At 42.5% G+C, this 21,525-nt stretch carries 21 protein-coding genes and 1 pseudogene; 12 read left to right on the plus strand and 10 right to left on the minus strand.

Annotated elements, in window-relative coordinates; all coding sequences use genetic code 11:
* Positions 1 to 154: 154 nt before the first annotated feature.
* The 3 genes from dksA (at position 155) to folK (ending at position 2,664) form a co-directional block, all read left to right on the plus strand.
* Positions 155 to 592 (plus strand): RNA polymerase-binding protein DksA, encoded by a 438-nt coding sequence (gene dksA, locus J5A60_RS04140; protein ID WP_006717934.1) that lies wholly within the window; start codon positions 155 to 157, stop codon positions 590 to 592.
* A gap of 283 nt (positions 593 to 875) precedes the next feature.
* Positions 876 to 2,165 carry a polynucleotide adenylyltransferase PcnB gene (pcnB, locus tag J5A60_RS04145; RefSeq protein ID WP_212510666.1) on the plus strand — a complete coding sequence of 430 codons (1,290 nt, stop codon included), beginning with the start codon at positions 876 to 878 and terminating at the stop codon, positions 2,163 to 2,165.
* Positions 2,158 to 2,664: a 2-amino-4-hydroxy-6-hydroxymethyldihydropteridine diphosphokinase gene (folK, locus tag J5A60_RS04150; protein ID WP_212510667.1), complete on the plus strand. Its 507-nt coding sequence runs from the start codon at positions 2,158 to 2,160 to the stop codon at positions 2,662 to 2,664. Before pcnB ends, folK begins: the two co-directional genes overlap by 8 nt.
* Before the next feature lie 142 nt (positions 2,665 to 2,806).
* Here folK and pta read toward each other — a convergent pair whose 3' ends face one another.
* Both pta and J5A60_RS04160 read right to left on the minus strand, forming a co-directional pair.
* Entirely contained in the window at positions 2,807 to 4,942 is a 2,136-nt protein-coding gene (pta, locus tag J5A60_RS04155; protein WP_212510668.1) for a phosphate acetyltransferase, read from the minus strand.
* Positions 4,943 to 5,013: 71 nt separating this feature from the next.
* Entirely contained in the window at positions 5,014 to 6,216 is a 1,203-nt protein-coding gene (locus J5A60_RS04160; RefSeq protein ID WP_048750944.1) for an acetate kinase, read from the minus strand.
* Between the two features lie 293 nt (positions 6,217 to 6,509).
* On the opposite strand from J5A60_RS04160, the gene yfbV reads away from it, so the two are divergent.
* The 4 genes and pseudogenes from yfbV (at position 6,510) to J5A60_RS04180 (ending at position 10,343) form a co-directional block, all read left to right on the plus strand.
* Complete coding sequence (gene yfbV / locus J5A60_RS04165) at positions 6,510 to 6,953, plus strand: terminus macrodomain insulation protein YfbV (RefSeq protein ID WP_048750943.1); 444 nt, start codon at positions 6,510 to 6,512, stop codon at positions 6,951 to 6,953.
* Between the two features lie 177 nt (positions 6,954 to 7,130).
* Complete coding sequence (locus J5A60_RS04170) at positions 7,131 to 7,676, plus strand: CvpA family protein (RefSeq protein ID WP_109127906.1); 546 nt, start codon at positions 7,131 to 7,133, stop codon at positions 7,674 to 7,676.
* Between the two features lie 13 nt (positions 7,677 to 7,689).
* Positions 7,690 to 9,201, plus strand: coding sequence for an amidophosphoribosyltransferase (gene purF / locus J5A60_RS04175; RefSeq protein WP_212510669.1), 1,512 nt, complete (start codon positions 7,690 to 7,692; stop codon positions 9,199 to 9,201).
* 178 nt (positions 9,202 to 9,379) lie between these two features.
* Positions 9,380 to 10,343, plus strand: a pseudogene (locus tag J5A60_RS04180) (hypothetical protein).
* A 153-nt stretch (positions 10,344 to 10,496) separates the two neighbouring features.
* On the opposite strand, the gene moeB reads toward J5A60_RS04180, so the two are convergent.
* Positions 10,497 to 11,225: a molybdopterin-synthase adenylyltransferase MoeB gene (gene moeB, locus J5A60_RS04185; RefSeq protein WP_212510670.1), complete on the minus strand. Its 729-nt coding sequence runs from the start codon at positions 11,223 to 11,225 to the stop codon at positions 10,497 to 10,499.
* A gap of 15 nt (positions 11,226 to 11,240) precedes the next feature.
* Positions 11,241 to 12,455 carry a molybdopterin molybdotransferase MoeA gene (gene moeA, locus J5A60_RS04190; RefSeq protein WP_212510671.1) on the minus strand — a complete coding sequence of 405 codons (1,215 nt, stop codon included), beginning with the start codon at positions 12,453 to 12,455 and terminating at the stop codon, positions 11,241 to 11,243.
* 192 nt (positions 12,456 to 12,647) lie between these two features.
* Here moeA and folE point away from each other — a divergent pair, with 192 nt between their 5' ends.
* Positions 12,648 to 13,304, plus strand: a complete 657-nt coding sequence (gene folE, locus J5A60_RS04195) for a GTP cyclohydrolase I FolE (protein WP_111294286.1) — start codon at positions 12,648 to 12,650, stop codon at positions 13,302 to 13,304.
* A gap of 110 nt (positions 13,305 to 13,414) precedes the next feature.
* Here the strand turns inward: folE and dacB are convergent, their stop codons facing one another.
* Positions 13,415 to 14,833, minus strand: coding sequence for a serine-type D-Ala-D-Ala carboxypeptidase (dacB, locus tag J5A60_RS04200; protein WP_249113894.1), 1,419 nt, complete (start codon positions 14,831 to 14,833; stop codon positions 13,415 to 13,417).
* A gap of 183 nt (positions 14,834 to 15,016) precedes the next feature.
* Here dacB and greA point away from each other — a divergent pair, with 183 nt between their 5' ends.
* Entirely contained in the window at positions 15,017 to 15,493 is a 477-nt protein-coding gene (greA, locus tag J5A60_RS04205; RefSeq protein ID WP_109127911.1) for a transcription elongation factor GreA, read from the plus strand.
* Between the two features lie 67 nt (positions 15,494 to 15,560).
* On the opposite strand, the gene yhbY is transcribed toward greA, so the two are convergent.
* Together yhbY and J5A60_RS04215 are read right to left on the minus strand one after the other, a co-directional pair.
* Entirely contained in the window at positions 15,561 to 15,863 is a 303-nt protein-coding gene (gene yhbY / locus J5A60_RS04210; RefSeq protein ID WP_212510673.1) for a ribosome assembly RNA-binding protein YhbY, read from the minus strand.
* 100 nt (positions 15,864 to 15,963) lie between these two features.
* The gene (locus tag J5A60_RS04215) at positions 15,964 to 16,578 is read right to left on the minus strand and encodes a riboflavin synthase subunit alpha (RefSeq protein WP_212510674.1); all 615 of its coding nucleotides are present in this window, start codon (positions 16,576 to 16,578) and stop codon (positions 15,964 to 15,966) included.
* Positions 16,579 to 16,602: 24 nt separating this feature from the next.
* Here J5A60_RS04215 and J5A60_RS04220 point away from each other — a divergent pair, with 24 nt between their 5' ends.
* On the plus strand, positions 16,603 to 18,000 hold the full coding sequence (locus tag J5A60_RS04220) for an MATE family efflux transporter (RefSeq protein ID WP_212510675.1): 1,398 nt from the start codon (positions 16,603 to 16,605) through the stop codon (positions 17,998 to 18,000).
* Positions 18,001 to 18,112: 112 nt separating this feature from the next.
* Here the strand turns inward: J5A60_RS04220 and ybaK are convergent, their stop codons facing one another.
* Entirely contained in the window at positions 18,113 to 18,592 is a 480-nt protein-coding gene (ybaK, locus tag J5A60_RS04225) for a Cys-tRNA(Pro) deacylase (RefSeq protein WP_109103744.1), read from the minus strand.
* Between the two features lie 60 nt (positions 18,593 to 18,652).
* Between ybaK and J5A60_RS04230 the strand changes: the two genes are divergently transcribed.
* Together J5A60_RS04230 and J5A60_RS04235 are read left to right on the plus strand one after the other, a co-directional pair.
* Entirely contained in the window at positions 18,653 to 19,624 is a 972-nt protein-coding gene (locus tag J5A60_RS04230) for an oxidoreductase (RefSeq protein WP_212510676.1), read from the plus strand.
* Between the two features lie 58 nt (positions 19,625 to 19,682).
* On the plus strand, positions 19,683 to 20,312 hold the full coding sequence (locus tag J5A60_RS04235; protein ID WP_212510677.1) for a DUF1919 domain-containing protein: 630 nt from the start codon (positions 19,683 to 19,685) through the stop codon (positions 20,310 to 20,312).
* 73 nt (positions 20,313 to 20,385) lie between these two features.
* Here the strand turns inward: J5A60_RS04235 and J5A60_RS04240 are convergent, their stop codons facing one another.
* Both J5A60_RS04240 and J5A60_RS04245 read right to left on the minus strand, forming a co-directional pair.
* Positions 20,386 to 20,868, minus strand: coding sequence for a redoxin family protein (locus J5A60_RS04240; protein WP_212510678.1), 483 nt, complete (start codon positions 20,866 to 20,868; stop codon positions 20,386 to 20,388).
* 15 nt (positions 20,869 to 20,883) lie between these two features.
* Entirely contained in the window at positions 20,884 to 21,525 is a 642-nt protein-coding gene (locus J5A60_RS04245; protein WP_212510679.1) for a cytochrome c biogenesis protein CcdA, read from the minus strand.

Genomic DNA, 21,525 nt, shown 5'->3' on the forward strand with positions numbered 1-21,525 from the left:
ATTTGATAAATAGGGTGAGTTCTGCTATTTATACGCCTTCAAAATTTGGGTCCATTTTTTAATCGGTTTTACTTTGGGGTAGTAATCATATTAAGCGACACTGATTGTGGGCTTAACACTATGAAATGGATGAATTTTTTATTAGGAGATACACATGAGTAAAGCGTCTTTAAGTTTATTGGCTTTAGCCGGCGTTGAGCCTTACAAAGAAAAGAAAGGTGAAGAATACATGAATGAGCACCAAGTGCTACATTTCAAAAAAATCCTTCAAGCCTGGCATGATCAAATTAGAGATGAAGCATCTCGGACCGTTGCTCATATGCAAGATGAAGCGGCTAACTTCCCGGATCCAGCTGACCGCGCGACACAAGAAGAAGAGTTCAGTTTGGAATTACGTGCTCGCGATCGTGAACGTAAATTAATGAAGAAAATCGAAAATACGTTGAAAAAATTGGATACAGACGATTTCGGCTATTGCGATTCTTGTGGCGTGGAAATTGGGATTAAACGTTTAGAAGCGCGTCCGACAGCAGATTTGTGTATCGACTGCAAAACATTAGCGGAAATTCGCGAAAAACAAATGGTCGGTTAATTCGACTCAAAACAGATAAAAGTGCGGTCAAAAAACACCTTATTTTTCGACCGCACTTTCACATTATTTTTCTGATAAACGGAGATGTCTTATCTTTACCTATATTAAAAATCTTTTGAGCAAGAAAATCAAAAAACATCCTGCTGCTCAAAATGACATTAAAGCCTCACCTAAAAGACCCTCTATCACAGTGACTGAACCTGTAAAAAACAAGGCTCAGGGTTCATCCCACAATAAAAGAAACACACCTAAAAAAGATTTCAGACATAGCATTAAGGCATCCATGCATGGCATTACGCCACGTATGTTTAATCGTAATGCGTTGACGGTGGTGGAAAAACTACAACGACAAGGCTATGAAACCTATGTGGTCGGCGGTTGTTTGCGTGACTTATTGCTCGGTAAAAAACCAAAAGATTTTGATGTGGCGACCAATGCCCGTCCGGAACAAATCCAAGCGGTTTTTCAACGTCAGTGTCGTTTGGTTGGACGTCGTTTCCGTTTGGCGCACGTGATGTTTGGCCGTGAGATTATTGAAGTGGCGACTTTCCGTGCTGGTCATGCAGAACATCATAATGAAAAGCTTGCCAAGCAAAGCGAAGAGGGCATGCTGTTGCGTGATAACGTGTACGGCACCTTGGAACAAGATGCGGAACGCCGTGATTTCAGCGTAAACGCGCTGTATTACAATCCACAAGACAACACGTTGAAAGATTATTTCAACGGTATTGACGATTTAAAAAACGGTAAATTACGTTTAATCGGTGATCCGGTGACCCGCTATCAGGAAGATCCGGTACGCATGCTGCGCTCTATTCGCTTTATGGCTAAATTGGAAATGTTCTTGGATAAACCAAGTGAAGCGCCCATTAAATCTCTTGCACATTTACTCAAAAATATTCCACCGGCACGTTTATTTGAAGAAAGCTTGAAGTTATTACAAAGCGGGCATGGCGTAAAAACGTATCATTTATTACGTCAATATGGTTTGTTTGAACAGCTTTTCCCGTTGTTGCCAACGTATTTCACCGAGCGTGAAGACAGCATGGCAGAAAAAATGATTTTGCGTGCGTTGACTTCCACTGATGAGCGTGTGGCAGATAAATTACCGATCAATCCGGCGTTCTTATTTGCGGCATTTTTCTGGTATCCGTTGCGTGAAAGAGTGGAAATTCTAAAAAATGAAGGCGGTTTGAATAACAATGATGCCTATGCCTTGGCTTCTAACGACTTGTTAGATGTGTTATGTAATGCGTTAGCCGTGCCACGTCGTTATACCACGGTGATTCGCGATATTTGGTCGTTACAGTTGCAGTTCTTAAAACGCACGCCAAAATCTGTGCAGCGTGCCATTGAGCAATCAAAATTCCGTGCGGGCTTTGATTTATTGGTTATGCGCGCAGAAATTGAGGGCGGTGAAGCCGTTGAATTAGCGGCATGGTGGCATGAATATCAATTTAGCAACGAAACCCAACGACAAGATTTGGTAAAAGATCTGCCGAGTCAACCGAGAAAACGCAAATATCATCGCCGTAAACGGCATCATTCTGTAAAAAAGGTTAGCCATGAATAAGGTGTATGTTGCTTTGGGAAGTAACCTTGCTAATCCTCAGGCGCAACTGATTTCTGCATTGCAGGTGATGAATGAATTGTCTGACTCAAAATTAGTGGCGGTGAGTTCTTTTTATCAAAGCAAGCCTCTTGGGCCACAAGATCAGCCGGATTATGTGAATGCTGTGGCTTGTTTGGAAACCGCACTTGCGCCTCTTGCATTGTTGGATGAATTGCAACGCATTGAACATGAACAAGGTCGTGTGCGTCTGCGTCGCTGGGGAGAACGGACATTGGATTTGGATATTTTGCTGTATTCTAATCACATTATTCAGTCGGAACGCCTGACAGTGCCACATTATGATATGCATCAGCGTGAATTTGTGATTATTCCGTTGGCAGAAATTGCGCCTCATCTTTCGTTGCCAAATGGGCAATCAATTCAAACGCTTGTGCAGAAATTTGCCGATCACCAAATGATGATTGTGAAGCACAAAAATGAAATTCACCTCAAAAACTGACCGCACTTTTCCCTTTAAATAAAAGGCGATTGGCGCCAAAAGAACGGATGAGTTAATTCAATCGTTTTGATAAATAAAAAGGCTTTCATTACGAAAGCCTTTTCTTTTGCACGAAAGTGCGGTCGGTTTTTCAAGCGTTTTTTTATTGTGTCGCTTGAATTGCTGTTAATGCAATGGTGTACACGATGTCATCGACCAACGCACCACGGGACAAGTCGTTCACCGGTTTGCGCATACCTTGGAGCATCGGGCCGATAGAAACAAGGTCGGCAGAACGTTGAACTGCTTTATAAGTGGTGTTACCGGTATTCAGATCTGGGAAGATGAATACGGTAGCTTGACCGGCAACCGGAGAATTTGGTGCTTTAGAACGAGCCACATCTTCCATCACTGCCGCATCGTATTGTAATGGACCGTCGATGAGTAAGTCAGGACGTTTTTCTTTCGCAATACGAGTCGCTTCTTTCACTTTTTCAACGTCTGCTCCGCTACCGGAAGAGCCGGTAGAGTAGGAGATCATCGCCACTTTCGGTTCGATACCGAAGGATTTCGCCGATTCGGCAGATTGAATCGCAATTTCCGCAAGTTGTTCTGCGGTCGGATCTGGGTTCACAGCGCAGTCACCGTAAACCAACACTTGATCCGGTAACAACATGAAGAAGATAGAAGAAATAATGGAGCTACCCGGTGCGGTTTTAATAATTTGCATCGGTGGGCGAATGGTGTTGGCTGTAGTGTGAACTGCGCCGGATACCAAACCGTCCACTTCGTTGGCTTCTAACATCATCGTGCCAAGTACAACGTTATCTTCTAATTGTTCACGCGCCATGGTTTCTGTCATGCCTTTGGCTTTACGTAGTTCTACTAAACGCGCGACATAGTTTTCACGCACGCTTGCTGGGTCAACGACCGTAATACCTTTGACTAATTTCACACCTTGAGATTCAGCAACGCGTTTTACTTCTTCAGGGTTGGCCAACAAGATACATTCTGCGATACCGCGTTCAGCACATAAGATTGCCGCTTTGATTGTACGTGGTTCATCGCCTTCCGGTAAGACGATACGTTTATTCGCCGCACGGGCTAATTCCGTTAATTGGAAGCGGAATGCTGGTGGCGATAAACGACGTAAACGGCTTGAAGCTTCAACTAATCCGTTAACGAAGGCGGCATCTAATTTTTCGCTGGTGTAGCGTTTGATGTTTTCAATGCGCTCTTTATCGTCAACCGGTACTTCAAGATTAAAGTTTTGTAGGCTTAAAGCGGTTTGCCAGGTGTTGCCTTCAATACGGAAAACCGGCAATTTTTTGTTTTCAAAAACATGCTGACAAAGTTTGTTGATTTGAGGATCTAATTTGTAACCGCCGGTTAATAATAAACCGCCGATTTCAATACCGTTGGATACCGCAAGTGCCGCTGCCACGATTACGTCAGGGCGGTCAGCAGAAACCACGAGTAAGCTTCCGGCACGGAAGTGTTCCACCATATTTGGCAAGCTTCTTGCACAGAAAGTGATACCACGAATACGACGGTTTACATCCCCTTCATTAAGAATAGATGCGCCTAAATGTTTAATTAAATCAATCGCACGGGTTGCAATAAGATCAGCAGACCATGGGATACATGCCAGTAAGTTGAGCTGGCTTTGTGCAAATAATTTTACCAACTCGGATTCGCTGTTGTGGCTGTGTTGGAAAGAATCGAAAATTTCGCTTAAATCTGGGCGGGTTCTGCCGGATTCATCCACCGGTGCGTTGAATTTGTTCACGATCACGCCAAGGAGATTTTTATTGCCTTGACCACCGAATAGAGAAGCTGCTGCTTCTACACGTTCTTTTAATTGTGCCGGGGTTTCTGTGGCCGGTGCCGCAACTAAGACGATTTCTGCATCAAGTGCTTGGGCGATTTCGTAGTTAATGCTATTGGCGAAAGAATGTTTGCGGGTTGGAATCAAGCCTTCCACAATGACAATTTCATTGTTTTTAGCAAGACGTTGATGATTTTCAACGATTTTTTCTAATAAAACATCAGATTGGTTTTGACCGATCAGCGATTCTGCCACGCTTAGCATAAACGGCTCAGCCGTTTCTAAACCGGTGCTGGTGCGTACGATAGAGGTTGTGCGGTCGATAATATCTTCACCGGTATTTGGTTGAGAAATAGGTTTCATGAAACCGACTTTGGCACCTTTTTGTTCAAGCGCGTTGATTAAACCAAGCGTTACGCTGGTTAAACCTACGCCGGTGCTAATCGGAATTAAAATAATAGTACGAGACATAATTTACCTTCGATTGGAATAGAGGATTAAAAAGAAACTGCCGAATAAATCGGCAGTTTATAGATTACGTTTTAGATGCAAAGACGTGCGGTGTCTTGTGCGATCACTAATTCTTCATTGGTTGGAATAACCATGGCGACTGGGGTGTTGTCAGCGGTAATCACGCCTTCGTTACCAAAACGGGCAGCCATGTTTTTCTCATTATCCAATTTATAACCGAATAATTTTAAGTGCGCTAAGGTGAGTTCGCGTACGTGCGCAGAGTTTTCACCAATACCGCCGGTAAAGACGATGGCATCCAAACGCTCACCGATAACGGCCATATAAGAACCGATGTATTTCGCTAAACGGTAGCAATAAACGTCTAATGCGCGTTTTGCCGGGATTTCTTTGTCATAGTTGTCTTCGGCATAACGGCAGTCACTGGTGACTTCGGTTAAACCAAGCAAACCGGATTTTTTCGTTAAGGTGGTGTTGATTTCTTCAACGGACATACCAAGGGTGTCGTGCATGTAGAAAACGATAGCCGGGTCGATGTCACCACAACGGGTACCCATCACTAAACCTTCTAACGGGGTTAAACCCATAGAGGTATCGATACATTCGCCATGACGAATTGCGGATACGGAACCGCCGTTACCTAAATGGCAAGTGATCACGTTTACTTTGTCTTCTGCGACGCCTAAACGTTTTGCCGCTTCACGGCTGACATAATAGTGGCTTGTACCGTGTGCGCCGTAGCGACGAACACCGTGATCGCGATATAAAGAGTAAGGTAATGCGTATAAGTACGCCTCTTCCGGCATGGTTTGATGGAATGCAGTATCAAATACCACCACGTTTTTCTCTTTCAAATGCGGGAAGAGTTTGAATGCCTCTTTGATACCGATTAAGTGTGCAGGGTTGTGCAATGGCGCAAATTGAATTGCATCTTCGATGCCTTTAACCACTTCATCGGTAACGATAACGGAAGAAGTGAATTTTTCGCCGCCGTGTACGATACGGTGACCGATAGCAACAACGCCTTTTTGTAATTCAGGATCAAGCGAGAAAATGTTATTAACAACAAAATTTAACGCTTCGGCGTGAGCGGCACCGGCACCTAAATCAGCCTGTCCTTTTTCGCCGTGTAATTTCCATTTGATACGGGCTTCAGGTAAGTAAAACGCTTCGGCTAAGCCGGACAATTTTTCTTCGCCGGTGGCAGGATTCAAAATAGAAAATTTTAATGAAGAGCTACCACAATTGAGGATTAGGACTAATTTTTCAGACATAAGCGACCTATACTGGTTTGAGTTAAACAAAATTCGTTCAAATATTGAACGAATAATAGAAAATTAAACTGCGATAGGATACACCTTTCACTCTTTAAAATAAATTCTCAACGACAAAAAATGCGACTTGAATCAAAAAATTTAGCAAATTTTTTACATTTGATAAGTGATTCATTTTCCCCGAAAAAAGAGACTACCAAAGAAGAGGTGGTTATGTAGAAAATGAAAAAATAGCTCGGTTTATGTTATGTTGAGCAACCTTCATTCGGATTAAAACTAAGGATAAGCATGAAATGGGTTTTTATCGTACATTAAAAGTTGGGCAACAATATTTAAATAGTTGGCCTTTAGAACCAAAGTTAGGCGCTATTTTTCCCGAAAATCGCATTATTAAAGCAACCTTATTTGCCCAGAAAATGATGCCGTTTCTTGCGGTATTATTTGTGGTGTGGCAGCAAATTTATGCGCATGGCGACAATATGGCACTTGCTGTTGCGGTGTTAAGTGCTTTATTTGCGTTATGCTTGCCTTTACAAGGCTTTTATTGGTTGGGCAAACGCGCACAAACGCCATTATCACCTCAAAGTGCGGTGGGTTTTCAACGCGTTTTTGAAAAATTGAGAGAGACGGAGGATACCTTACCTTCTTTCCCCGACAAGCTCACTTATTTGGATTTAGCAAAGCTATTGAATCTTGCTCAGAAAAAATTACCCCGTGATTTTTGGCAGGAGCTTTAACCCACCGATTTTTTCTATATTCCCAAACATAACAATGGTATAGTGACGCCCCTTTGCTTCTTTGTGCAAAAGGGCGTTTTTTAGTGCGTAATTTTTTGCGCAAACGTTTTCTTTTTTTGCTAGAATAGCGCCCGTTGCAAATAGAAGTGTCTTTTTCAACACTTTAGAGATGATTTGATGATTGATTACATTATTATCGGCATTATTGTTTTTTCCGTTATTGTCAGCTTATTACGCGGCTTCGTCCGCGAAGTGATGTCACTAGCCAGTTGGATTGTGGCATTTTTTATTGCAAGCAATTTTTATGTGTATTTGGCGGGTTTGTTAACCTCCATTGAATCCCTGTATATCCGCAATGGTGTTGCCATTGCTATCTTATTTATTGCCTCATTGATTGTTGGCGCTATCGTGAATTATGTATTAGGTCAGTTAGTGGATCGTACCGGCTTAAGCGGGACGGATCGAGTACTTGGTGCTTGCTTCGGGCTATTACGTGGCGTGCTCATTGTGGCGGCAATTTTATTTTTCTTGGATACGTTCACCGCGTCAAATCAAAGTGATTGGTGGAAAGAGTCAAAATTAATACCGCACTTTCGTTTTGTGGTGGATTGGTTCTTTCAACAGATACAAGCAAATTCCAGTTTTTTAAATTCAACCTTGAATTTGGAGCAAGTGACTACGCCGGCTTCAAATCCAATCCCAACTTCAACTCAGAATCAGTAGAGGAACAACGAGCATGTGCGGTATTGTCGGTATTGTCAGTCAAACCCCGGTAAATCAAGCAATTTATGATGCCTTAACCGTTTTACAGCATCGCGGACAGGATGCTGCAGGTATCGTCACCATTGATGACGAAAACCGCTTTCGTTTGCGTAAAGCGAACGGTTTGGTGAGTGATGTGTTTCAACAGGTACATATGTTGCGTTTAGCGGGCAATACCGGCATCGGCCATGTACGTTATCCTACCGCAGGAAGTTCCAGCGTCTCGGAAGCACAGCCGTTTTATGTGAACTCGCCTTATGGTTTAACCTTGGTGCATAACGGCAATTTAACAAACTCTGCCGAATTGAAAGAAAAACTCTTTAATCTTGCCCGCCGTCATGTGAACACCAATTCCGACTCCGAACTTTTATTGAACATTCTTGCTTATCACCTCGATCAACCACAAAAATACGCTTTAACACCGCAAGATATTTTTAATGCAGTGAAACAAACGCATACAGATATTCGAGGTGCTTATGCATGTATTGCGATGATCATCGATCACGGCATGGTGGCGTTTCGCGATCCTCATGGTATTCGTCCTCTGGTGTTAGGTAAACGTGAAGAAAACGGCAAAACTGAATACATGGTGGCTTCCGAAAGTGTCGCACTGGATGTCGTCGGTTTTGAATTCATGCGTGATGTGGCACCGGGAGAAGCGATTTTTATTACCTTTGACGGTGAACTATATGCGGAACAATGTGCTGATAATCCCGTGTTAACGCCGTGTATTTTTGAATATGTCTATTTTGCCCGCCCGGATTCCTGCATTGACGGGGTTTCTGTTTACGCAGCCCGTGTGCACATGGGACAACGTTTAGGGGAAAAAATCGCCCGTGAATGGCAAGACATGGATATTGATGTGGTGATTCCGGTGCCGGAAACCTCTAATGATATTGCCTTGCGTATTGCTAATGTGTTGAACAAACCTTATCGCCAAGGATTTGTAAAAAATCGTTATGTCGGCCGCACATTCATTATGCCGGGTCAAGCGCAGCGAGTGAGTTCTGTTCGTCGCAAATTGAATACCATTGCTTCTGAATTTAAGGGCAAAAATGTGTTATTGGTGGATGACTCTATCGTGCGTGGCACGACCTCTGAACAAATCGTAGAGATGGCTCGCGCTGCCGGCGCGAAAAAAGTGTATTTTGCTTCCGCAGCACCGGAAATTCGCTATCCGAACGTATATGGTATCGATATGCCGACGCGCAGCGAATTAATTGCCTATGAACGTAATACTGACGAAATCGCCAAACTTATCGGCGTGGATAAATTAGTATTCCAAGACTTAGCGGATTTAACCGGCTCTGTACAACAAGAAAACCCATCCATTAAAGCATTTGATTGTTCCGTGTTCACAGGTTGTTATGTCACCGGTGATATTACCGAAGCCTATCTGGATAACATCGCTGAACAACGTAATGATGCTGCGAAGAAAAAACGCGAAAAGGATTCTTCTAATCTTGAGATGCATAACGAGAGATAGAGAAGCTTCCATTTATCAAAACAAACGGCGCATTAGGCGCCGTTTGTTTTATGTAGAAGCCGGCAAATAAGAAATTTAATAGAAACGTCATTTACATGTGGATTTTTTGTGACAGGTTTGTCTTAAATCGCATAAGTATAGGGCTAATACGGCATCGATATAAGTAAAGGAGCTACATATGAAAAAATCCTCTTTGTTAAGAGCATCTGTTTTTATCGGTTTGTTACCGTCCTTCGGTGTTTTGGCGGAAGAACAGGAAAAAACATGGGTAGATGAACAACACCAAGAAATACGAGCCACCCTGCGTAGGTAGGCGCATGCGATGGATGAATGGATGGGAGAGCCAGATCCTAATCAACTAGCGACTGCCGGCTTGCGTATCATGTTGGATAGCCAATAGGATCATTATGATCACTTTTCCATTAAACCACGTATCCGTGGGAAAATTCGCCTGCCGGCATAAAAAAAAACACTTGAGTTTAGTCTTTGGTGATGAAGATTTAGATAATGAAACGCGAGATAAAAACTATATCGGTAAGGTTTATAACCAACCATTAAATAAAAATAAACATTATGATCGGCGTCAAACACGGAAAGATAATGCCTCGGTCGGTTTACGCTGGTCCGACTCCATTAAAAAATTAGGCATTGATACTGACATCGATCTAGCTATTCGTTCCGGTAGCGATATTTATTTACGCTTTAGAGCAGGAAAAGAATGGCTTATTACTGATCGTTTCTCTACCCGATTGGAGCAAATTTACCGCTACGGAACCAATAGTAAACATTATTTGCGGACGAACTTTGAAAACAAGTATCGGGATTCGGCGAATACTCTTCTTGCGAATCACCTGTATTTGCAGTCTGAACATGATATTGATGAGAAAAACTCTTGGGGGAACAGTTTTTATCGTCAACACGACTTCAACAACTATAAACGGCTAAATTATGGCATTTTTATTGGTGGTGATATCGATAATAAACAATTTCATCTTAACCAATACGGCCCATTTATTACTTGGCGTCAGCCGATTTTGCGTCAGTGGTTTTTTATTCAGCCTGAATTGAATTACTACAATGATAAAAACCATGATCGTCGCCATCATATCGGTGCATTTTTACGTTTAGAAGCCATCTTTTAAAATAACGTAACGTATTTTTATTGTCTGATTAACTATGATTGAAATAGAGGGGATAAAGTGCGGTGGATTTTGAATGTGTTTTTTAGAAAAGCATAATTGAATATTTAAACAATTTCATGGAGGCACGCATTTTCCGTTGCGTGCCTCCATTATTTACATACTGCTATTCGGCAATTTGACTTCTCTTACCGACATCGTCATTCCATCAATCAATAATAACCTGCCACACAAATTCTTGCCGATTTTTAACCGCACTTTGATGGCTTCTAAGGCTTGAATAGAACCAACCAAACCGACAATCGGTGCCAATACGCCGGCTTCTACACAGCTTAACGCGTTGTCGCCGAATAAGCGGCTGAGCGTATGATAGGTTGGCGTATTGTCTTCATAGGTGAAAACAGAAACCTGTCCTTCCATACGAATAGCTGCGCCGGAAATGAGTGGGATTTTATGGGTGGCACAAGCTAAATCTAATTGATTGCGTGTCGTGATGTTGTCGGTGCAATCCAATACCACATCAAATTTGCTAACTAAGTCGTGAAGTTGTTGTTCATCCAATAATTGATGGATAGTGTCCACCTGAATGTGCGGGTTCAGACGTTGCAAGGAAAGTTTCGCTGATTCCACTTTTGGCATACCAAGGCGACTGTCATCATGCAATACTTGGCGTTGTAAATTGGATAAATCTACGGAGTCGAAATCCAGTAAGGTTAAATGCCCCACACCGGCAACAGCTAAATATTGGCCGGCGGCACAACCTAATCCGCCGAGACCAACAATCAGCATTTTGCTACTTTTTAACGTTTCTTGTCCGTCAAAATCAATGTCTTTCAACACGATTTGACGGTTGTAACGCAATTCTTCCTGATGGCTTAATTCCATAGCAAACTCAATGTATTAGCGTAATAAATCGTTAAACGGTTCGATGGTGACGGTTTCACCTGCAACAACGTTGCCCCGCTCTTGTTCCAACACGATAAAACAGTTGCTTTTCTCAAAGGAACTAAACAAATGCGAGCCTTGGAAGCCTACCGGTTGTACTTCAATTTGACCTTGTGCATTGAGTTGGTAGAAACCTCGTTGGAAGTCTAAGCGTCCCGGTGCTTTTTTCAGATTGCTCGCCGCAATGGCCGGTAAACGCATTGGCGCTCTCCATTGACTGTAACCGCTCAATTTGGCGATTGCTGGTTGTACTAATTGATAGAAGGTCACCAAGGCTGATACCGGATTGCCCGGCAAGCCACAGAACCAGGCTTTTTCTAATTTACCAAAAGCAAAAGGCTTGCCCGGTTTAATGGCAATTTTCCAGAAGTTGATTTTGCCGACTTTTTCTAAAATATGTTTGGTGAAATCCGCTTCCCCCACAGACACCCCGCCACTGGTGATGACCAAATCTGCTTGTTGTTGGGCTTCCAAAAAGGCCTTTTCAAATTGCGCTTCGTTGTCCGGCAAAATACCAAAATCCAATACGTCGCAATTGAGTTTCTCTAACAACAGTTTTACGGTGAAACGGTTCGTGTCATAAATTTGACCGGCTTGTAACGGTTGACCGACTGGAACCAGCTCATCGCCGGTAGAAAGCACGGCCACTTTTAATCGTGGGAAAACCTTCACCTTTTCAATGCCTAGAGAGGCAAGTAGGGGTAAGGATACCGCGTTTAACAATGCGCCTTGTTGTAATACCACATCGCCTTCTTTTACATCTTCCCCAATACGGCGAATGTTTTGCCCCAATTTAGGCAGACTGGTGAACGTCACCGAGCCATCATCGTTCACTTGAACCTCTTCTTGCATTACCACCGCGTCAGCGCCTTGGGGAATCATCGCACCGGTCATAATTCTGACTGCACTTTGTGCCGTCCATTCTCCCTCAAAAGGCGCACCGGCAAAGGCTTTCCCAGCAACAGAGAGTGTCATGGATTGTTGTAAATCTGCCAACCGTACTGCATAACCGTCCATCGCAGAGTTATCGAAAGAAGGGACATTAATCGGAGAAATGACATTTTCAGCACAAATTCGTTGACTGGCTTGATGTATCGGCAACGTTTCCGTGCCAGTCGGAGAAGGAAGTTGATTTAACATTTGTTCAAGTGCTTGAGACAGCGGCAACATACGGAATCCTTGTAAGAATAAAAAAGTCCGCCCATTATACTCGGGCTTTAGGATGTTTCAAAAAATACTTGCAAGAGAACATGTTGAAACAGGTTTTAAATAAAACTTTTCATGGAGGCTAGTCATTATCTTCATTTTATTATTGTCGGTGATTTTGTTAAAATGCGGCATTATTTTTATTGGGAGCAGTAAATGAACGATATTTCACCTGAAGCAGAGAAAGTCCGTACGGCGCTGGTTCAGAAAGGAATTGAAACACCGATGGCGGTGTTGAATGAAACAAAAGATGAACGCCGCACAAAAATCGAACAACACATGCGGGAAGTTTTACGTTTAATCGGTTTAGATTTAAATGACGACAGTATTGAAGAAACCCCGTCACGTCTTGCAAAAATGTTTGTAGATGAAATCTTCAGTGGCTTGGATTACGCTAATTTTCCTAAGATTACTAATATTGCTAACCGTATGAAAGTTAGCGAAATGGTGCTAGTGAATGATGTCACATTAACCAGTACATGTGAGCATCATTTCGTGACCATCGACGGTAAGGTTTCTGTGGCCTATTACCCGAAAAAATGGGTCATCGGTTTATCTAAAATTAATCGCGTAGTGTCTTTTTTTGCTCAACGCCCTCAAGTACAAGAGCGTTTAACAGAGCAAATTTTATTGGCATTCCAAACAATTTTAGAAACGGACGATGTTGCCGTGTATGTGAAAGCAACGCATTTTTGTGTGAAATGTCGTGGCATTAAAGACGCAAACAGTTATACAGTCACTTCTGCCTTTGGTGGCGTGTTCTTAGAAGATCGCGAAACCCGTAAAGAATTTTTGAGTTTGATTAATAAATAATTTTGCGACGGTTTAGTCAGTCGTTCAATTAAAAGTGCGGTGGATTTTCATGACGTTTTAAAACGTTTGAAAAATCCACCGCACTTCTTGTTTAGTTTTAGCCGGTTACATTAATCTTGATAGAGCGCGTTATACACGCCGCTTTCAAATTGCACTAACGGTGCACGTTTGGTTTTGCTTTCTAAATCGCCGGTAGAATATCCATTGATGAATTGTACGAATGCCACTTTTTCTCCACGCGCGTTGGTGAGGTAGCCTGCCAAGTTATACACGCCTTTTAATGCCCCGGTTTTCGCTATCACATTTTTTATTAATGGCGGATTGATTAAGGAACCGCGTCCGCTCAAGGTGCCATCCACACCGGCAATCGGGAACGAGTCCAGTAAATGTAATTTGTCTTCATTTTTAGCAATGTAATCTAACACCTGTAACATGGTTTGTGGTGCGACCAAATTATGGCGGGAAAGCCCGGAACCGTCAGCAATAATACTGTTGCCAAATTTAATGCCTACCTGCGATAACACGCTTTTCATCGCTAATGTCCCCAGTTGGAAGGAGGCGGGGCGCTTGTATTTATGATAAGCGATAGTACGGAACAAGGCATCGGCAATTTGGTTATCGGATTTTTTCATCATTTTCTTGATGAGTTCTGGCAAGGGTTTCGAGAGATGTTGTGCTAAAACTTGTCCTTGTTGCTGGCGATAGGGTTGTTGTACTTGTCCGTTAAATTCAATGTTCAGGCGTTTTAGTTGACGTTGAATGATTGCCGCAGCATAAGCATCGGGATCTTGTACAGCAAAACTCAATCCAAAAGGCTTGGCTTGGCGCGCTAAACAACCTTTCACTTGATAGCGGTTATTGTCGTGTACCACTGCATCTAATTGACAATAGCCGGCTTCCTCTTTGCCGGCCACATAAACCTGTCCGAACACTTGAATCGGGTACTGTGACGGCACGTTAAATTTGACTTGTTGTCCTTCCGGCAGGTTCGCATCAATATCCACATAAAAGCAGTTATTATCAATGTTTACCGCCGCAGGTGGAGAATTAAAACACATGGTCAGGTCGTTCCAAATCCAACCTAAACCGCGATCATGACCGGTAAACACAGAAGTATCCAAAATCAGATTTCCGGTGATTTTATTGATGTTTTGTTTCTTTAATTCTGCGAATAAGTTGAATAATTGTCCGCTGGTGAGATCCGGGTCGCCGGTGAAACGCACGATTAAGTCGCCGTCGAGTTGACCATTTTGTACTTTTCCGTTGGTTAAAAGAGCGGTCTGAAATTGAAATGAATCGCCGAGCGCTAATTTTGCCGCCAACGCGGTGAACACTTTTTGTGTACTGGCGGGTAACATGAAGGTTTGCCCTTGATAGTCGGCGACAATCTTATTTTGATTAATGTTTTTGGCGATAAAAGCCAAATTTGCACCCTCAGGTAGTTTGTCGAGGTAATTGTTTACATCAACATAGGCAAAAGTCGAAGTGGTTGCTGTTAAGCCAAGGAGAAAACAGATTTTTTTGAACATACGAAATGAGTAAAACTGACACATAATTTAGACTTGAGGTTGCTATTTTTTTTCAGGCGAACAATAATAGTACGCGAATACGCGGGAGTAAATGCTTTTCTCCCTCTATAACGGATTAATTTATGCTGTGGAATCCCTGGGATTCCACAGTTTTTCTTTTGTTTAAATTTAGGGAAAAGAAGAATGCAACAAATTCCAATGACCGTTCGTGGCGCGCAATTATTGCGCGAAGAACTGGATTATTTGAAGAATGAACGTCGCCCGGAAATTATCAAAGCCATTGCAGAAGCACGTGAACATGGCGACTTAAAAGAGAATGCGGAATATCATGCAGCACGCGAACAACAAGGTTTCTGTGAAGGACGCATTCAGGAAATCGAAGGTAAACTCGGTAACAGCCAAGTCATTGATGTCACCAAAATTCCCAATAACGGCAAAGTGATCTTTGGTGCAACGGTGGTGTTATTTAATACCAATACGGATGAAGAAGTGACTTATCGTATTGTGGGCGATGATGAGGCTGACATTAAAAACGGGTTGATTTCTGTGAATTCGCCGATTGCTCGTGGTTTGGTGGGGAAAGAAGTGGATGATGTCGTCAATATTGCTACGCCGGGCGGCGCGGTTGAATTTGAAATTATTGAAGTAGAGTATGTGTAACTTTTTTCGCAATCAATAACAAAAAAGGCAGTTAAATAACTGCCTTTTTTCATGTTTGTGTTTTGTCTTATTTACGCGGAAGTTGAATTTTATTTTCTTCACTTGGGCGATACAACACTAATACATGACCGATAGTTTGTACTTCCGCAGCGCCGGTTTCACGCACGATAGCATCAATAATCAATTGTTTGGTTTCGCGATCAGAACCGTTGATTTTCACTTTAATCAATTCGTGATGATTGAGTGATAAATCAATTTCAGCCAACACGCCTTCTGTTAAGCCGTTGCCACCGAGCATGACTACCGGGCTTAAATGGTGGGCGAGGCCTTTTAAATATTGTTTTTGTTTAGTTGATAATGCAATTGACATAATAATCTCATTGAAAAAATTGATGGCTGATTCTAAAGCAAAACGGGCGTTTTAGCCAATAAATTCTGATGAAAAAACGCCGCTAAAAACAACCGCACTTTTAGGCTTCTTTCTGTGTCAAATAACGTTCCACCGTATCCACAATGGCTTGCGTTTGCGGATCGATTTCAATATTGACTTTTTTGCCCACCTCTTTCTTGCCAATTAGCGTACGATGAATGGTTTCCGGAATCAGGTTGACGCAGAAGCTTTGTTTGCGGACTTCACCGATAGTTAAACTAATGCCGTCCACGGCAATAAAGCCTTTGGTTAACACATATTTTATCATGGTTTTATTCGGCAGCTGGAACCACATCTGTAGGTTGTTTTCGGAAGGAATGCGTTCAATGATGTTCGCGGTGCAATACACATGGCCGGATAAAATATGCCCGCCGATTTCTGTGCCCATTTGCATGGCGCGTTCGATATTCACGAAATCACCGACCTGCAATTCGCCTAAATTAGTGATTTTCAAGGTTTCTTGCATTAAGTCGAAACTCACCAAATTGCCTTTGATTTCGGTGACGGTTAAACACACGCCATTGTGCGCAACAGAGGCGCCGATTTGTAATCCTTTCAGCATTTCTTGTGGCATTTCCACCACGTGTGTTCTAAAATTAGCCCCTTCTGTAATAGCCTTAATTTGTGCCGTACCTTGCACAATGCCTGTAAACATAATGACCTCGACATCTATTTATTTATGAATCTAAACTTCGTCAAAGAATATCATATTGAAGCCAAAAAATTAATTGCTATTACCATTCCGATTTTGCTTGCGCAAATTGCGCAAAATTCCATGGGGATGGTGGATACCATCATGGCAGGGCGTGTGAGCGCAGCAGACATGGCAGCCATTTCCGTAGGTGCCTCCATTTGGTTGCCGTTGGTGTTATTCGGACACGGGTTGTTACTCGCCTTGCCTCCGACCATTTCCTATTTGAATGGCTCCGGTCAGCGTAAACGGATTGCTCATCAGGTGCGTCAAGGCATTTGGATTGTGGTGTTGAGCTGTATTCCGCTCGGCTTGTTGATTTATCACAGCGATGTTGTGTTGCAAAACATGGATATGGAACCTCGTTTGGCGGAGATCACAAGCGGCTATTTACACGCCATGATTTGGGGCTTGCCGGGTTATTTATTAATGATTAATTTTCGTTGTTTAAATGATGGTATTGCCAAAACCAAGCCTGCCATGGTGATTGCTTTCCTCGGTTTAATGCTCAACATTCCCCTTAACTATATTTTCATTTACGGCAAACTCGGTATTCCGGCATTTGGGGCGGTGGGCTGTGGTATTGCAACGGCAATCGTGAACTGGATGATGTGTCTTCTCATGTTGACCTATTGTGTGCGTGCGAGAAATCAACGTGATTTAAAGGTCTTCGACAAGATTGTCGAACGTCCGAATGTGTGTACATTGAGCAAGTTGCTGAAACTTGGGTTTCCTATCGCCATGGCGCTTTGTTGTGAAGTGGCGTTATTTGCATTGACTTCATTATTTCTATCACCACTTGGTGCTGATGTTGTGGCGAGCCACCAAATTGCTTTAAACACCAGTTCGTTTGTCTTCATGTTGCCCATGTCAATTGGTATGGCAACCACCATTTTAGTGGGGCAACGTTTAGGCGAAAAGTCGCCACATGGGGCAAAACTGGTGTCGTATTCTGCCTTGGCGGTCGGATTATCGGTTGCGATAATCACCGCATTTTTAACGGTAATTTTACGTGAGCATATTGCTGCCATTTTTGTGAAAGACGTTGAAGTGATTGCCATGGCAGGTACCTTATTATTAATTGCCTCGCTATACCAATTTTCTGACACGGTACAAGTGATTATCGGTGGCGTGTTGCGTGGTTATAAAGACACCAAAGCCATTTTGTACATCACGTTATTTTGCTATTGGGTTGTCGGTATGCCACTGGGTTACGCGTTGGCACGTACCGATTTGATTATTACCGGTGGTATTGCGGCAAAAGGGTTCTGGATTGCCTTTATTGTGAGTTTAACCTTAGCCGCGATTTTATTAATTTATCGTCTCCGAAAAATTCAGCGATTACCTGATGACGTGCTGCTAGCACGCTTGGAAAAGTTGAAATAAACATAAGCCGCCTGTTACCGTTGTAGCAGGCTTTTTTCATCTAAAGTGCGGTTGTTTTTTAGGATAAATTAAGGGAAGACAATAAAAAACGCCCTGAAAATCGACCGCACTTTTATCCTTCATCCACAATGTCCACAAATTGCGCATTTAAGATCTTAGCCAAATCTTGCGGTGCGAGTTCCACGCTTAAGCCACGTTTGCCGCCGGAAACGTAAATTTGATCAAAGTTTAAGGCGGAATGATCAATGACGGTGGTGACTCGTTTCTTTTGACCTAATGGACTGATGCCACCTACCAGATAGCCTGTACTTTTTTGGGCGGCGTCTTTGTCTGCCATTTCTAGTTTTTTCACCCCGAGAGCTTTTGCGGCTTTTTTCAAACTTAACATATGGCTGGTTGGTAAGACGAAACAGGCGAGCTTTTTCTGATCACCGTTTTCTGCCACCAATAAGGTTTTGAAAGATTGGTCGGGATTGATGCCTAATTTTTCAGCGGCCTCGTCGCCAAAATGCGTATTATCAGGATCGTGATCGTAGTGATGTAACGTGAAAGGCACCTTGTGTTTTTTCAGTAAGTCAATCGCCGGTGTCATTGTATTTCCTCATGATAATTCAGTAAAATGTAGCCCGTTTATTTTACTGCGGAGAAAAAAATGAGTACAAGTTTAAATGTCGCCCTTGTCGCGGAATTTGATTTATGCGAGAAGTTGGCGGAGACATTAGAGCAGAGTTGTTTAGAAATTGAGAAATTATCCGTCGTTGAGCTTTTCCCTTTTAGTGAAGAACAAGGAATTCGGTTTAATAATAAAAGTGTCGAACAACGTCCATTAGACGAAACGGAATGGTCAGATTTCAATTATGTTTTCTTTGCCGGCGATGTCGCGTACGCAGCGCATATGGCTAAAGCGGCGCAAGCGGGTTGTGTCGTGATTGATTTGAAAGGTGTGTGTGCCTCGTTAAATGATGTGCCGTTGATTGTGCCAAGTATTAATGATGAACAGTTAGTTGTATTACAACGTAACATTGTTTCGTTACCAGATCCGCAAGTCACTCAATTTGTTTTCTCTGTGTCACAATTTGCCCGCGAAAATACGCTTTCTCAGGTTTTAGTCACCTCCTTATTGCCGGCATCTTATATTGATAGCGATACCGTGAATAAACTGGCTGGGCAAACGGCGCAGTTGTTAAACGGTATCCCGCTAGATGAGGAACAACAACGCTTGGCGTTTGATGTGTTCCCGTCTCCGAAATCGCCTGCAAGTCTTGCGGCGCAAGTGGAGAAAATCTTTCCTCAATTATCGAATGTGATTTTCCATCAAGTGCACGTGCCGGTTTTTTATGGCATGGCGCAAATGGTGACGTTGCGTTCGGAGTATGAATCTGACGCGCAAGCACAGCTTCAAGCATGGCAAGCCAATGAGCTTGTGGATTATCGTGAAGCGTCTGCATTGACACCGGTTACAAACGGGGAAGCTGAAGCCGGTGAAGCGCCTAAATTGCATATTGGTGGCTTAACCGCACTCGAAAACGGTATGCAATTTTGGTCGGTTGCCGATGAACAACGCTTTGATATTGCGTTGCTTGGCGTGAAATTGGCGGAATTGGTGTATCAAAAAGGGTATTAGTTTAAGTTAAAAGTGCGGTAGAAATTCACCGCACTTTTTTGTTGTCAGAGTATTCATTATGTTTTTATTTTCAAAAATCAGAAGTGCAATCAATAAATATCACAGAAGAGCCATTAATCGTGAATTAAGAGCGCGATTACAAAATCACGGAATGTCGGTGCTGTCGAGTAATTGTGTCGGCGCGTTTATTTTGCACGATTTAAATGAGCCGTTTAATTCGCCTTTTGTGAATTTATTTATTAAACCGCGGGATTTTATTCGTTACTTGCAAAATATACCCCATTATCATCAGCAAACCTTAGTTTTTAAGCCAAGTGACAAACCTTATCCCATCGGTTGTTTGGACGACATTCCCATTCATTTTATGCATTACCACAGCGAGCAGGAAGCTCAAGAAAAATGGGAAAACCGTTTAAAACGTGTCAATTTGGATAATTTATTTATCATGATGACAGATAAAGACAGCCCTCAAGGTATGATTGAAGAAGAGCTTGAAGCCTTTGATCGCTTACCCTTTAAAAATAAAGTGGTGTTTACCCATAAACCTTATCCGCACTTGAAATCGGCGTTTTATATTCGTGGTTTTGAGCAAGATGATCAGGTGGGCGATTTATTCGCATTCTCTGGTTGGAACGGCAAAAAATATTACGATCAATTTGATTACGTAGCCTGGTTTAACCAAGCTTAAATAAAATTTACGATAACAAGAGAATAAAAAAGTGCGGTGGATTTTCACCGCACTTTTTTCATGGTGAGTGAATTTAATTTTCCATTAATTGTTTAATTTGCGCCGAGCCTAAATGCCCCGGTAAAGTTTTTTGAAGGGTGAAATTGGCATCCAATACTAAACTGGACGGATAACCGCGTACTTTTCCGCGTTTAAGGCTTTCACCGCTTTCGTCGAGCAACACAATGATGTTTTTATAATCCAACCCTTTGTACCACTCGATAAAATCTTGGGTTTCTTTTTCGCCTTTAGTGCCCGGAGAAACGATGGTAATAACGTCAAAGTTTTTGCTTTGATCGGCACTGAGTTCGTTAATTTCTGCTAAACCGGCAAGACAAATCGGACACCAAGACGCCCACATTTTGATGTAAACCGGTTTGCTTTTGGTGGTAACTTGATCGAGTGTGACCACGTTATTATTTAAGTCCTTAAATTGAATGTCTTTCAATGAGTTTTCTCCTTCGGCAAAGCTATTTACGCTGAATGCCATGAATAATAATGCAATAATTTTTTTCATAGTTAATATTTCCTTTTATTGTAAGTTATTGGTGATGAGTAAAACGCCCATGACGATAATTAATAATCCACCGACAATTTTGAATTTACCTAAGTGTTTATTCAGTGCTTTGCTGCGTTTGAGCAGTTCTTGGGAAAACAAGGAGAACAGCACGAATGGTGTCGCCAAGCCAAATACATAAACCATCATCATCGCCGCACCGTATAATGCAGATCCTTCGTCACCGGAAAGTGCCAACACGGAAGCTAAAATCGGGCCGATACAAGGTGTCCAACCAAGACTAAATGTCAGCCCGAGGAAAAAGGCTTCAAAGGAGGCACTTTTGCCTTCAGTTTTCACTTCCACCACTTTCGTTCTTTCTAAGAAATTCAACTTGATAATACCTAATTGGTGAATTCCTAAAATAATGACGATAATGCCGGCAATGATTCTAACGGTGTCGTTAAAGAACAAATTGCCGAGAAAACCGAAACTAAATCCAAGGCTCACAAAGGTTAAGGATAAGCCTGCAATGAACAAAAAGGTGTTCAGAATCTTTCTGCCGCCTTTCGTCAAAATGCCAAAATAAATAGGAATAATGGGGAAGATACAAGGCGACAAAAAGGAGGCTAGACCGGCAAGGAAAACCGTGCCGATTAATAACTGCTGATCAAACAT

It is taken from the genome of Aggregatibacter sp. oral taxon 513, from assembly GCF_018128305.1.
GTDB classification, from domain to species: Bacteria; Pseudomonadota; Gammaproteobacteria; order Enterobacterales; family Pasteurellaceae; genus Aggregatibacter; species Aggregatibacter segnis_A.

What these genes read in the sequence shown, in the direction of transcription:
- dksA (WP_006717934.1), top strand. Translation starts at nt 155, where the DNA reads ATGAGTAAAGCGTCTTTAAGTTTATTGGCTTTAGCCGGCGTTGAGCCT.
- pcnB (WP_212510666.1), top strand. Translation starts at nt 876, where the DNA reads ATGCATGGCATTACGCCACGTATGTTTAATCGTAATGCGTTGACGGTG.
- folK (WP_212510667.1), top strand. Translation starts at nt 2,158, where the DNA reads ATGAATAAGGTGTATGTTGCTTTGGGAAGTAACCTTGCTAATCCTCAG.
- pta (WP_212510668.1), bottom strand. Translation starts at nt 4,942, where the DNA reads ATGTCTCGTACTATTATTTTAATTCCGATTAGCACCGGCGTAGGTTTA.
- J5A60_RS04160 (WP_048750944.1), bottom strand. Translation starts at nt 6,216, where the DNA reads ATGTCTGAAAAATTAGTCCTAATCCTCAATTGTGGTAGCTCTTCATTA.
- yfbV (WP_048750943.1), top strand. Translation starts at nt 6,510, where the DNA reads ATGGGTTTTTATCGTACATTAAAAGTTGGGCAACAATATTTAAATAGT.
- J5A60_RS04170 (WP_109127906.1), top strand. Translation starts at nt 7,131, where the DNA reads ATGATTGATTACATTATTATCGGCATTATTGTTTTTTCCGTTATTGTC.
- purF (WP_212510669.1), top strand. Translation starts at nt 7,690, where the DNA reads ATGTGCGGTATTGTCGGTATTGTCAGTCAAACCCCGGTAAATCAAGCA.
- moeB (WP_212510670.1), bottom strand. Translation starts at nt 11,225, where the DNA reads ATGGAATTAAGCCATCAGGAAGAATTGCGTTACAACCGTCAAATCGTG.
- moeA (WP_212510671.1), bottom strand. Translation starts at nt 12,455, where the DNA reads ATGTTGCCGCTGTCTCAAGCACTTGAACAAATGTTAAATCAACTTCCT.
- folE (WP_111294286.1), top strand. Translation starts at nt 12,648, where the DNA reads ATGAACGATATTTCACCTGAAGCAGAGAAAGTCCGTACGGCGCTGGTT.
- dacB (WP_249113894.1), bottom strand. Translation starts at nt 14,833, where the DNA reads ATGTTCAAAAAAATCTGTTTTCTCCTTGGCTTAACAGCAACCACTTCG.
- greA (WP_109127911.1), top strand. Translation starts at nt 15,017, where the DNA reads ATGCAACAAATTCCAATGACCGTTCGTGGCGCGCAATTATTGCGCGAA.
- yhbY (WP_212510673.1), bottom strand. Translation starts at nt 15,863, where the DNA reads ATGTCAATTGCATTATCAACTAAACAAAAACAATATTTAAAAGGCCTC.
- J5A60_RS04215 (WP_212510674.1), bottom strand. Translation starts at nt 16,578, where the DNA reads ATGTTTACAGGCATTGTGCAAGGTACGGCACAAATTAAGGCTATTACA.
- J5A60_RS04220 (WP_212510675.1), top strand. Translation starts at nt 16,603, where the DNA reads ATGAATCTAAACTTCGTCAAAGAATATCATATTGAAGCCAAAAAATTA.
- ybaK (WP_109103744.1), bottom strand. Translation starts at nt 18,592, where the DNA reads ATGACACCGGCGATTGACTTACTGAAAAAACACAAGGTGCCTTTCACG.
- J5A60_RS04230 (WP_212510676.1), top strand. Translation starts at nt 18,653, where the DNA reads ATGAGTACAAGTTTAAATGTCGCCCTTGTCGCGGAATTTGATTTATGC.
- J5A60_RS04235 (WP_212510677.1), top strand. Translation starts at nt 19,683, where the DNA reads ATGTTTTTATTTTCAAAAATCAGAAGTGCAATCAATAAATATCACAGA.
- J5A60_RS04240 (WP_212510678.1), bottom strand. Translation starts at nt 20,868, where the DNA reads ATGAAAAAAATTATTGCATTATTATTCATGGCATTCAGCGTAAATAGC.
- J5A60_RS04245 (WP_212510679.1), bottom strand. Translation starts at nt 21,525, where the DNA reads ATGTTTGATCAGCAGTTATTAATCGGCACGGTTTTCCTTGCCGGTCTA.